The following is a 12263-nucleotide window of genomic DNA, read 5'->3' on the forward strand; positions in this document are numbered from 1 at the left end:
CACCCAGCTACTAAGGGGCGACGACAGAAAGAGGAGGGCAGCGCGCAGCCTGGTACCGCCGAGGCTCCTCCGGTTCCTAGGCATGGGGGCGGCGATACCGATGCCGAGGTGGTCGCCCGGCGTTGCTCTATCGTTTGGCAGCTGCAGGTTTCACGTGAAACTTGGGGGTCGACTAGCGACACGAGCATGGGGAACCGCCCCGTGAGTCTCCCTGCAAAGGAAGCAAATGCGGTGTTGTGAATCCGCTGCCCACACCGCGCTCTGAAGAGGAGGAAGAACCCCTGCCACGCAACCGCCCGAGTGTCGCCGCTCCGCCAAGGCAATGCTGCCACCCACCTCTGATACGTGAGCCCGGACCCTAGCCAGGGCAAGCGCAGGGATTCCGGAGCGGGAAAGGCGGAAAGCCCGTGGACGTGCAGCCCGGGTTCCGAACCCAGAGAGGCCTGCAGCCGGGGGCGTGCAGCTTCAAACCCTGGAGCCGGACCACGCGGCCTGGCGCCCGCAGCCTCGCAACGCAGGGCCCAGCGCCCGGCAACTCACCCCAGCGAAGGGGGATAAGACTCCGGTCGGGCGTGCCGACTCCGACTCCGGTCGGGCGTGCCGACTCCGACTCGAACTCCGCATAAGTCAACGACGAGCCGGGCAACGGCAGGCAAGCCGAGAACGGTCACGGCGTCTCACCGCCGCGCCAATCACACCTCCCCACTGTGTTAGGTACTCAGCCTCGTTGCGAGACGTCACGACAACCGGAAGGGCTTGCTGAGGACGATGGGCGGGATGAGACTCGAGGCCCGACCCTTTACGAGTCGTAGAGTCCGTCGGACACCGTCGCTCACCGGGCACCGTGACGGAAAACTACCGGGCCCTGGTACCGACCGGCTGCCGTTACTGCCCCTACCGCGGGCGCTTCCTAAGCCGGCTCTGCCGGAGATCGCGGCTGCCGAGTCAGCAACGCCGACTGCACTTGGTCACTCAGGGGGCCACGAGCCGCGGGACCCCACCAGACGACAGTCGCATAGAACATGAATCAGAATCACGTTTAGCAGCGGTCCGATCGTCAAGCAACCCACCATGCGGCAGAGCACCCGCAACTTCGCCTTGAGGGCCGTCAGAATTCGGGTCTTGGTCGAAATCCGGGGAGACCGAAATCCCAGGAGAATCGTTCTGACAGAACCGCCCGAGGCCCAAAACGGAGGTGCAAGCCCTCACGAATCGCGACGCCGGCGCCTTCGCCACATGAAGGACGCGGATCCTTCGCCACAAGGCAACTATCAGGGCCCGCGAAATGGCGATCCATGAAGCGAACCGAATTCGTCCAGGCGATCGTCCGGCCACTCCCACTAGCAAGGGAGTGGAAGTAGCCGCCTGATGAAATCCGTTGACCGCGGAGGCGGCACTCAGGAGACCGTACCGATGAAGAAGGCACGTGATCCGCCAGAATCACGTGCCCGCAGGTGTTCGTCCTTCGCCGCCGGCCCGACGGCGTCCTCGCTCAGTCTCCTGAGCTCGTACCTTCGTCCTCGACGCCGATCATGCCCACTATCCGTTCGAGATCGTCCACGGTCGCGAACTCGATCGTGATCTTGCCTTTGTTCCGGCCGATGTCGACCTTCACCCGCGTGTCGAACCGGTCCGAGAGCCGCTCCGCCAGGTCGTTCAGCGCCGGGGCGTGTACCTTCGCTCGGCGCGTGGGCGTTGACTTCTTCGCCGGGCCGTCCGCGATGGCGAGGGAGACGAGCTCCTCGGTTGCGCGTACGGAAAGACCCTCGGCGACGATGCGCAGCGCGAGTTGTTCCTGCTGGTCGTTGTCTTCCAGGCTGAGCAGCGCCCGAGCGTGACCCGCCGACAGGACGCCCGCAGCGACGCGTCGCTGTACAGGGGCCGGCAGGTTGAGCAGCCTGATCGTGTTGGAGATCTGCGGGCGGCTGCGGCCGATGCGCCGGGCGAGTTCCTCGTGTGTGGCGCCGAATTCGTCGAGGAGCTGCTGGTACGCGGCCGCCTCTTCCAGCGGGTTGAGGTTGGCGCGGTGGATGTTCTCGAGGAGGGCGTCCCGCAGCATCGCGTCGTCGCGGGTCTCGCGGACGATCGCGGGGATGGTCTCCTTGCCGACCGCTTGGGCTGCCCGCCAGCGGCGCTCGCCCATGACCAGCTCGTATTTGCCGTCGCCGATGTTGCGGACGACGATCGGCTGGAGGAAGCCGACCTCCTGGATGGAGGTCTTGAGCTCTTCCAGGGCCTCCTCGTCGAAGACGTGACGGGGCTGCTTGGGGTTCGGCACGATCGCCGTGACGGGAAGTTCCGCGAAGCTTGCGCCGGGTACGGGCGCGAGCCCTCCATCATCCTCCGCGGGCGGCACGGTCGGCGCAGGCGACGACTCCGGCACCGCGACGTCGGTCGGTTCCGGCGCGAACGCTGCGGTGTCGGCCGGCTGCTGCTCCGTGGTCGTACCGGAGAACTGGGCCGGGGCCGGGGGAGCGGCAGGCGGTGCCTCTGCGGCTACCGTCGCGGCAGCCGGCGGCGCCGTGGGGATCAATGCCCCCAGGCCGCGGCCGAGGCCACCCCGTGGACGGTTCTTCATGCCGCGCCTCCCGTGTTGACTCCGCGCATAGCGAGTTCCAGAGCAGCCTCGAAGTAGCTCGTGGCGCCCCGCGATCCCGGATCGTAGGTCATCACGGATTGGCCATAACTCGGTGCCTCCGACACCCGTACGTTGCGGGGAATCACCGCCTCGAGCACCTTGGAGCCGAAGTGATTGCGTACGTCCTGCTCGACGGCATCGGCCAGACGGGTGCGACGGTCGTACATGGTCAGCAGGATCGTGCTCACGTCGAGCGTGGGGTTCAGGTGCTGCCGTACCAGGTTGATGTTGTTGATCAGCTGGTTGAGGCCCTCGAGCGCGTAGTACTCGCACTGGATCGGGATGAGCACCTCTTGCGCCGCGCACAGCGCGTTGACCGTGAGCAGCCCGAGCGACGGCGGGCAGTCGATGAAGACGTAGTCGAACTTCTCCGGGTGCGCCGCGATCGCCCGCGCCAGGCGGGACTCCCGTGCGACGACGGAGACGAGCTCGATCTCAGCGCCCGCCAGGTCGATGGTCGCCGGCACGCAGAAGAGGTTGGGGATGCCCTCGACCGGCTGTGCGACCTCGGCGAGCGGGACGTTGTCGATGAGGCAGTCGTACACGTCCGGGACGCCGGCGTGGTGCGGCACGTTGAGGCCCGTGGACGCGTTGCCCTGCGGGTCCAGGTCGACGACGAGAACGCGGTTGCCGTGCAGCGCGAGGGCCACCGCCAAGTTGACCGTCGTCGTGGTTTTGCCCACGCCACCCTTCTGGTTGGCGACGCAGAGCACCCTCGGGTGATCCGGGCGCGGCATGGTGATCTCGCCACTCGGGTTGAGAATCTGCACAGCTCGCAACGCTTCCATGGCCAGCGGTGGATCGTCGTCATCCCGGCCCGGCGTTTCACGTGAAACATCCTCGGGGGAGGCCTCATCGGCAGGCGCCTCGGTCGACGCGTTCACCGCAGCCAGGCCATCGCCGGCGGCAAACCCACCCCCGGCATGCCCACCGTCAGTCGTCGACCGGCCGTCTACCGAGACCTCACCATCAGTCGCCGACCGGCCGTCCGCCGCGGCCCCACCAGCCGTCGTCGCCGAACGCGGCAACGACTCCGGAGGAGCCGCAACCGGGGGCGCCGACGTCGGCTGAGCTGCGTACTCCATCTCATGCTGCTGCATGGTCGGCGCACCAGACGACGGTACGGCCGCAGAGCCCGAAACCGAAGCGGCGGGTGGGCCGGATCGCGGCGAGGGAGCGGGGCGACGGGGATCCGGAGGGGAGACGTCGGGGCTGACCGGGGTGCCGTACACCTGACCGCCGTTCCCCGTACGCGGCTGTGGCACGCCCTGCTCCCCACTGTTGAAGGTGACGCTCAAGCTCACACTCCGATCGGGACCGGCGTACGGATCGGTTTCACGTGAAACACCGTCCCAGCCGGGGTCACCATCGGGGCCCCTGCCATACTCATGCACCGTTTTATCCCTGCCTGGTTGGATTGGGTCGGCACCGCGAGCGTGCGGTCCGGCAGGAAACGGCGGCGCATCCGGCGCGCCCGCCGTCCGGTCCACACTATCGACGCGCGGCCAGCCTACGGCCGTCGGGCGGGCCATGCCACGGTTGTCCGCCTGTTGAGTCCAGACCGTATGAATCGGCGCCGCCTCGAACGTCATGAATCCGGGCACGAGCCGCAGCGTCGCGCCGTACGTCCGAGTCTGGTCAGGCCAGCCCACCCCGGAGACGCACCTTCTTCCGCGCGCCGGGCCGGCGGCGTCTTGCTTGAAGACGGCCGGGGCCGGCGGATTCGGGCCAAGCGATTCGTCGCTGAGGAGTGGACTTACTGGATCGGGGAGGGCAGAAGGACCGTCCTGAAAAGCGGTCGGAGAGTCGACCGCAGCGTCGACATCGAGGCTAGCGGCAGCCGCGGCTGCGGTGCCGGTTGCGACCACGGTTGCGGTGCCGGTTGCGGTCGCGGCCGCGGCCGCAGTGCCAGTTGAGGCCACCGCGCCGGTTGCGGTCGCGGCCGCAGTGCCGGTTGAGGCCGCCGCGCCGTTCGCGGCCGCCGCGCCGTTCGCTGCCGTTGCGGCTGCCGTGCCGGTCGCTGCCGTCGCGGCGGCAGCAGTAGAGGCGGTAGAGGCGGTAGAGGCGGTAGAGGCAACGACAGCAGACGGAGTTACGGCGGAGGTGGGGGTGCCGACAGTGTCAGCGGACGCACCCACGCCAGCAGCCGCACCCGCTGCAGCACTGGCGGCAGCCGACTTCCCACCGGACCCGGACCAGGCAACGGAAGAACGAGCAGAGCCCCCGGAGAAAGCCGAAGCCGCAGCAGAGACGACCGGCCAGACCGGAGCCGGGCGCGACGTGGAATCGGAATCGGGAAGCCCTCCCGTGGAGTGGGACTCCATCGCGTTGCAGCCGGGGACGGATACAGCCCCCATGTCGATCGACACGGCCACGGGCGCCATCCGAGCCGCTGCGCTCTCACCGCGCGGAAGTCCGCTCGGAAGTCCGTTCGGAAGTCCGCGCGAAAGTCCGCTCGCGACCAGCTCCGGTTCAGCCGACCCATCGACACCAGCTCGAGAACTGCCCGAGGCATGAGCGCTGTAGTAAGGCGAACCGGCGCGATCACGGGACTCCGGCCGCGCCGATCCAAACGAAGACCGGGCCGTACCCGCAGAAGGCACCGGTCCTTCCAAAGAGGGCGGCGGCGCGGAAACCGCCGGCCTGGGCGAGGGTGGAACCTTCCCCGTACGCTTCCGAGCGCCCCGCCTGCCCATCTATCCCCTCCGCGATCTCCTCTTCCCGGCGCCACGCCCGCCGGCGTCGGCGGAGCGGCCCGGGGTGGCCGCCCGCTTGGACGGCCTCGGCCGTGGTGCCACGACGTCGCGCTCCCGCACGATCTCGACGACCGTGGTCGGCGGGTCGATCAGGCCGGCTCCGCAGAGCCGGACGACCGGTTCGCCGCCGCCGAGGCGGGCGACCGCCTGACGGTGTTCCGCGACTTCTTCCTCGGCCGAGGCACCTTTGAGTGCCAGCAGCCGGCCGCCGACGGCGGCGAGCGGGAGGCACCATCCGGCGAGCCGGTCGAGCGGGGCCACCGCGCGGGCGGTGACGACATCGGCGGGGGCGGGGGGTCCACCGGCGAGGTCTTCCGCGCGTCCTCGGACGACCGTGATGGCCGTGTCGAGTCCGAGCGTTGTCACCGTTTCGGTCAGGAAAGCGGTACGTCGTGCCAGCGGCTCGACCAGGGTGATCGTGAGATCGGGCCGGGCCACTGCCAGCACGATACCGGGCAAACCGGCACCAGACCCCACGTCGGTCACCGAAGCGCCGATAGGGATCATCTCGGCCATAACGGCGCAGTTGATCAGGTGGCGTTCCCAGATGCGGGGCGCCTCCCGGGGGCCGATCAGACCGCGGATGACGCCGTCAGTGCCGAGGAGCTCGGCATATCGGCCGGCCAGCTCAAGACGCTCGCCGAACACCCGCTTGGCAGCGTCCCGGTGCTCGGCCGGCGGCTCGAAGAGAGAGCCGACGACAGCACCACCGGAGGACGGAGACGCCGCGGAGGAAGAGACCGAGCCGCACGACGAAGACGCCGCGGAAGAAGAGCTGGACAACGGAGACGCCGACGAAGAAACCGAGCCGGAAGACGGAGACGCCGCGGAGGAAGAGACCGAGCCGGACGACGAAGGCGAGAAAGGAGCGGAAGACGACGACGGCCCGGGCATCACATCACCCGGGCCACCATCTCCCGCGCCGAAGCGGGGATCAGTCATGTCGCGCGATCAGTCGGCCGGCCGGACGATGATGCGGCGGTTCGGCTCGACGCCCTCGGATTCGCTCTCCACGCCGGAGATCGCGTTGACCACGTCGTGGACGCACTTGCGCTCGAAGGCCGACATCGGCTCGAGGCGTACGGCGTCCCCGTGCTCCTTGACCTTCTCGACCGCGTTGCGGGCGACCGCGGTGAGTTCCTTGCGGCGGGTGGCGCGGTAGCCGCCGATGTCGAGCAGGAGGCGGCTGGGGGAGCCGGTGGCGCGGAAGATCGCCAGCCGGGTCAGCTCCTGCAGCGCCTCCAGCGTCGCGCCGCGCTGGCCGACGAGCGGCTGCAGCCGGCCGCCGACGACCTCGACCATCGGCCGTCCCCCGGACACGAGCTCGTCGATGTCGCCGTCGTAGTCGAGGATGTCGAGCAGCCCCTCCACGTAGTCGGCGGCGATCTCGCTCTGCCGGAACAGGTCGGAGTCGGAGGCCACGCTCTCCGACTTCTTGGTCTCCTCCGTACCGGCGGACTCCGCGGCGGTGGCGGTGGTCTCCTCGGCGCTGGGAGTGCTGGTGTCGGTCACGGTCTCATCTCCGTACTCTCGGGCCGGACCTGCTCGGTCCGCTGTTTCCCGCGCCGGCCGGGTCCGTCGCCGGTGCGCGGGGAGGTCTGTGTCGCCGCCCTCGCCGGGGCCGCGCGCGGCCCGGGCATGGCCCGGGCCGCTGCTGCGTCATCCCTTGGGCTTGTTCGCGGGCCGGGCGCCCTTCTTCGGGTTGACCGGCTTCGCGCCGGGCTTCGGGGCGAGCGCCTTGGTGTCCACGACCGGGGTGGTCGGCTCCGGCTCGGCCTGCTTGCGGCCGAAGAGGCCACGGGTGGCTGGCTGCACCGGGTTCTTCGCGGAGCCCTTGCCGGCGGTCGCGCCGCTCGCGGGGCGGGCCGAGGTGGAGCCCGACTTGCCGGCCATCTGCGGCGGCGGGAACTTGCGGAGCACCCACTGCTGCTGCGCGAGGCTGAAGAGGTTGTTCGTGACCCAGTAGATGACCACACCGATGGGGAACAGCGAGCCGGAGACGAGCAGCGACAGCGGGATGCCGTACAGCATCAGGCGCTGGATCATCTTCTGCTGCGGGTCCTCGGCCCAGCCGGTCTTGAGGATCATCTGCCGGCTGGTGAGGTACGTGGTCGCCATCATGATGAGGACCAGCACAGCCGCGATGATCTTCACCGTGGTGCCGCTGCCGGCGTCCAGGGCGGCGAGCTCGGCGGGGGTGGAGCCGAACTTGGCCGGCAGGGGAGCCGTGAACAGCGCGGAGTGGGTCGCCGAGTGGAACTGCTCGGCGGTCCAGCCGTACAGCGTGGGCCGGGGGTTGTCCGGGCTCAGCCGGCGCAGCACGTGGAACAGGCCCAGGAAGACGGGGATCTGCAGGAACATCGGGAGGCAGCCCATGAGCGGGTTCGCCTTCTCGACGCGGTACAGCTCCATCATTTCCTTCTGGAGCGTCTCCCGGTCACCCTTGTGCTTCTCCTGCAGCTCCTTGACCTTGGGCTGCAGCGCCTGCATCGCCCGCTGGGACTTGATCTGCTTGACGAAGACCGGGAAGAGGATGACGCGGAGCGTCACCACCAGGAAGACGATCGAGAGGATCCAGGACCAGTTGGTGCCGAGCACCGGTCCGTCAGGGATGCCGATGGTGTCCCACAGGGCATGCCAGCGCAGGAGGATCCACGAAATGCCGTAGTAGATCCAGTCGAGACTCAATTCATGCTCCAGTCACATCGGCAGGACGGTGACGGATCGGGTCGGGAACCGGATCGAACCCGCCAGGGTGGAAGGGGTGGCAGCGCAGCAGCCGCCAGATCGCCAGTCCGGTCCCGCGGAGCGCTCCATGTTTCGCGACTGCCTCGAGGGCGTACGCGCTGCACGAAGGGTAGAACCGGCAGCGAGCCGGCAGAGCCGGGCTCACGTAACGACGGTACGCGACGATCGCCGCGCTCAGCAGCCGGGCAAGCGGTGTCATCGGCGCCGCCGGGGTGACTGCGCCGCAGCCAGAGCCGCGTCCAGGTCGGCGCCGAGCCGCTCGAACGAAGCCGACGCCGAGGCGGGCAGGGCGCGCACGACGAGCGACGTCCCCGCGGGGAGCTCACTCAGCCGTGGACGCACCAGATGGCGCAGGCGACGGCGCACCTTGTTGCGGACCACCGCGTTGCCGACCGCCTTGGACACGACAAAGCCGGCGCGCGCCTCGGAGGCTTGCGCCGGCTCATCGACAACAAGGTGGACGACCACGGTGCCGCGGCCCGCCCTGCGGCCGCCACGAACCGCTGCGGCGAAGTCGGTGCTACGCCGCAGTCGTTGCTCCGCGGCCAGCACGACTACCCGGCATCCGGCCCGACCAGCGGTCGGCTCAGGCCGACAGCTCTTTGCGGCCCTTGCCACGGCGGGAGGCCAGGATGGCGCGGCCGGCCCGGGTGCGCATGCGCAGCCGGAAACCGTGGGTCTTGGCGCGCCGGCGGTTGTTCGGCTGGTAGGTGCGCTTGCTCACGTCAGAACTCCGTCTTCGTACTACGTCCAGGGGGCATCAGGCTGCAAGACGCCACTTTAGCAGAGCGCGGCGGAGCAACCGCTCGACCCTACGCAAGGCTCCATCGGTGGTCAACCACCGGGTGCCCGGCACGCCGAGCATTCCGGCCCAGGCCAGACCCCTGTCGAGCCGCGCCCCAGCCGGTCCGGCAGCGCGGAACCTGCACCGGAGCGGAGCCCCGAGACACGCCCGGGACAACGCGGCCGACCGACAACGCCGCCGACCGTCGACAACGCTCCCGACCACCGAGCACGCCCCGGACGAACGGACCTGGACAACCCCGGCAAGCCCCGATCTCCGCACCGTCCGTCACCCAGGCCGGTCTATACGCGTACGGAGTGAATCTTTTCGTGCCACGTGTGCCCCGGGTCGGGTACCGCCGGTTGATGCGGACGCGCCTGCGCTGTTAGCGTGCCCGTTTGCTGGTCTTCAGCGCTGTTCGCAAACCGCCCTCGCCGGGACCACCTCACGGATCCACCTCACGGCACCGCCTCACGGAGCCTGCCCCCTGGGAGAACCGCCGGGGAACGGACTCCCCCGGGAACGGAACCGCTGGGGAGGGAACCGCAGAGGAACCGACGGAGCGGTGAATCGTTCGGCACGGTGAGCCTGTTTTCCCGCGCCAGCACAGGCTCCGGGAAGTCTGCCGACCGTCCGGCCGGGGTGCGACCGCCGACGCGTGCACAGGTTGTGGATAACCTGTGGACAGCCGGTGGCGCCGTGCATGTTCAGCACGTTGGATGTGCTGGGTTGGGGGGAGCCGGTCCGTCGCCCGTACGGGTGACGGCAGGCAAGGCGGAAGCCGAACAAGGCCACCGGGGGTCCGGTGGCGATGGGGGTGGCGCGGCGGTGGCCGATACGGTCGACCTTGGCGGGGTCTGGGCTGCGGCGACGGACGAGCTGGCGGACGAGATCGCGTCCGCCCAGCAGCGTGCGTACCTGCGGCTGACCCGCCTGCGCGCCATCGTGGAGGACACCGCGCTGCTCTCCGTCCCGGACACGTACACCCGGGACGTGATCGAGTCGCGGTTGCGTCTGGCGATCACCGAGGCCCTGTCGCGCCGGCTCGGCCGCCCTATCCAGGTCGCCGTGACGGTCCGCCCGCCCGAGGACGGCACCGGCCGCCCGGGCACCGTGTACGGCACCCCGCCGCCCGAGCCGGCGACGCAGCCTCCCGCCCACTATTCGGATCCGCAGCCCCCGCCGTACCCGGATCGTTATCCACAGCCTCCCGCCTACAGCGAGAGTTACGGCGAGAGCTACGACCAGGGTGACGCGCCGACCGGGTCGGCGCAGGCGCCCTTCACGCGCGGCGTGCCGGCGGCGCGCGACGGCCAGGACGCGCTGTTCGCCGCGCCGCTGCCGATGGGCCAGCCGGAGCCCGCGAAATCCACCATCGCGGAGGAAAAGAAGCCGGCGCCCGAGCCGCCCCGGCAGCTGCCGCACTACACGGAGACGCCGAACGACTCCACCGGGCACCGGATGGCGACCGAGCCGGCGCAGCTCCGGGACAACCAGCGCCATCACGACGAGCGCGCGCAGCAGGACCGCCGCGACGACACGATGCAGATGCGGCACGGCGGCGACAACGGTCCCGGCCGCGCCCCGATCGACCTGCGCGGCCCGGCCGCCGGGCGCCCGGGCGGCAACGACGGCAACCGGCTGAACCCGAAGTACATGTTCGAGACCTTCGTCATCGGCTCGTCCAACCGCTTCGCGCACGCCGCGTCGGTGGCGGTGGCGGAGTCCCCGGCGAAGGCCTACAACCCGCTGTTCATCTACGGCAGCTCCGGGCTCGGCAAAACGCACCTGCTGCACGCGATCGGCCACTACGCCACCACGCTCGGCCACGCCCGCAGCGTCCGCTACGTGTCGACCGAGGAATTCACCAACGACTTCATCAACAGCCTGCGCGACGACAAGACCCAGGCTTTCCAGCGCCGCTACCGCGACGTCGACATCCTGCTGATCGACGACATCCAGTTCCTGGAGAACCGCGAGCGTACGCAGGAGGAGTTTTTCCACACGTTCAATACCCTGCACAACGCCAACAAGCAGATCGTCATCAGCTCGGACCGGTCACCGAGGCAGCTGGCGACGCTCGAGGACCGCATGCGTACCCGTTTCGAATGGGGCCTGCTCGCGGACATCCAGCCGCCGGACCTCGAGACCCGCATCGCGATCCTGCAGAAGAAGGCCGCGCAGGAGCGCATGTACGCCCCCGACGACGTCCTCGAGTTCATCGCCTCCCGCGTCTCCAACTCGATCCGCGAACTCGAGGGCGCCCTCATCCGGGTGACCGCTTTCGCCAGCCTCACCCGCAGCGCGGTCCAACTCTCCCTCGCCGAGGAAGTCCTCCGCGACTTCATGCCCGACGGCGCCGGCCCGGAGATCACCGCCGACCAGATCATGGTCTCGACCGCGGACTACTTCGGCGTGAGCCTCGAGGACCTCCGCGGCCACTCCCGCTCCCGCGTCCTCGTGAACGCCCGCCAGGTCGCCATGTACCTCTGCCGAGAGCTCACAGACCTCTCCCTGCCCCGCATCGGCCAGGCCTTCGGCGGCCGCGACCACACCACAGTCATGCACGCGGACCGCAAAATCCGCCAGCACATGGCCGAGCGCCGCAGCCTCTACAACCAGATCGCCGAGCTGACGAACCGCATCAAGCAGAACACCTAGATCAAAACCGTCTCGAAGGTACGGCCGCACCCGCCCACAACCGCACCACCGTGGCCGGAGCCCCCACGCGGACCAGGCCGTAACCACCCCAGGCCGTCGCCCGCCGCCGGGCTCACCCCGCCGCCCTGACCCGCCGGACTTTTTCTGCTGGCCAGACCCGCCGGGCTCCCGTGTCGGCCCACCCCGCCGGGCCCCCGTATCGGCCCGCCCCGCTGGGCTCACCCTGCCGGCCCGACCCGCTGGGCTGTCTCGCGCGGAGCGCGGTCACCGTGCCGGCAGACCCACCAGTTCACCGTGTCGGCCCACCCGCCGAGCTCACGCTGTCGGCCCGCCCGCCGGGCTCACCCTGCTGGCTCGACCCGCTGGACTCAGGGGCCGGACTCACGGGCCGGACTCGCTCACGGGCACGACCCGCCTGCCTGACTGCGCCGCGCTGACCCGCCCGACTGACCCGCCGCTCTGACTCGCACGGCCGGCCCGTCATGGCTGGCCCCATGCGTGGCCAGCCGGTCAGCCCTCCGGGTCCCGGCCACTTCGACCCCTCGCACGGAGCCCGTCGACTCGTTCCCCATCCCGACGGGCAACAGGCGAAGCTCCGTCCACAGCAGGCAACGCTGCTCAGCCGCAGCCCCCCACCGGCCAGCCGGCCAGCCGCCGCCCCCACCGCCCAGCCGGC

Annotated in this window: 9 protein-coding genes; 1 reads left to right on the forward strand and 8 read right to left on the reverse strand. The window is 69.7% G+C overall.

Annotation, left to right across the window (positions count from 1 at the left end; genetic code table 11):
- Positions 1 to 1492: 1492 nt before the first annotated feature.
- The 8 genes from IT780_RS20640 to rpmH all read right to left on the reverse strand — a co-directional run bounded on the left by IT780_RS20640 (position 1493) and on the right by rpmH (position 8866).
- Positions 1493 to 2578 (reverse strand): ParB/RepB/Spo0J family partition protein, encoded by a 1086-nt coding sequence (locus tag IT780_RS20640; RefSeq protein ID WP_199513245.1) that lies wholly within the window; start codon positions 2576 to 2578, stop codon positions 1493 to 1495.
- Positions 2575 to 3738, reverse strand: coding sequence for a ParA family protein (locus IT780_RS20645; RefSeq protein ID WP_307831284.1), 1164 nt, complete (start codon positions 3736 to 3738; stop codon positions 2575 to 2577). The genes IT780_RS20640 and IT780_RS20645 overlap by 4 nt, the downstream gene beginning before the upstream one ends.
- A 1596-nt stretch (positions 3739 to 5334) precedes the next feature.
- On the reverse strand, positions 5335 to 6042 hold the full coding sequence (gene rsmG / locus IT780_RS20650) for a 16S rRNA (guanine(527)-N(7))-methyltransferase RsmG (RefSeq protein ID WP_307831285.1): 708 nt from the start codon (positions 6040 to 6042) through the stop codon (positions 5335 to 5337).
- Between the two features lie 303 nt (positions 6043 to 6345).
- Positions 6346 to 6906 carry a Jag family protein gene (locus IT780_RS20655; RefSeq protein ID WP_199513246.1) on the reverse strand — a complete coding sequence of 187 codons (561 nt, stop codon included), beginning with the start codon at positions 6904 to 6906 and terminating at the stop codon, positions 6346 to 6348.
- 147 nt (positions 6907 to 7053) lie between these two features.
- Positions 7054 to 8082 carry a membrane protein insertase YidC gene (gene yidC, locus IT780_RS20660; protein WP_199513247.1) on the reverse strand — a complete coding sequence of 343 codons (1029 nt, stop codon included), beginning with the start codon at positions 8080 to 8082 and terminating at the stop codon, positions 7054 to 7056.
- 1 nt (position 8083) lies between these two features.
- A complete protein-coding gene (gene yidD, locus IT780_RS20665) occupies positions 8084 to 8341 on the reverse strand; it encodes a membrane protein insertion efficiency factor YidD (protein WP_199513248.1) in 258 nt (85 codons plus the stop codon).
- On the reverse strand, positions 8338 to 8694 hold the full coding sequence (gene rnpA / locus IT780_RS20670; protein ID WP_199513249.1) for a ribonuclease P protein component: 357 nt from the start codon (positions 8692 to 8694) through the stop codon (positions 8338 to 8340). Before rnpA ends, yidD begins: the two co-directional genes overlap by 4 nt.
- 34 nt (positions 8695 to 8728) lie before the next feature.
- Entirely contained in the window at positions 8729 to 8866 is a 138-nt protein-coding gene (gene rpmH / locus IT780_RS20675) for a 50S ribosomal protein L34 (RefSeq protein WP_199513250.1), read from the reverse strand.
- Positions 8867 to 9754: 888 nt separating this feature from the next.
- On the opposite strand from rpmH, the gene dnaA reads away from it, so the two are divergent.
- Positions 9755 to 11587 (forward strand): chromosomal replication initiator protein DnaA, encoded by a 1833-nt coding sequence (dnaA, locus tag IT780_RS20680; RefSeq protein WP_199513251.1) that lies wholly within the window; start codon positions 9755 to 9757, stop codon positions 11585 to 11587.
- Positions 11588 to 12263: the final 676 nt, after the last annotated feature.

This window comes from Nucisporomicrobium flavum, assembly GCF_016464385.1.
GTDB lineage: Bacteria > Actinomycetota > Actinomycetes > Mycobacteriales > Micromonosporaceae > Actinoplanes > Actinoplanes flavus_A.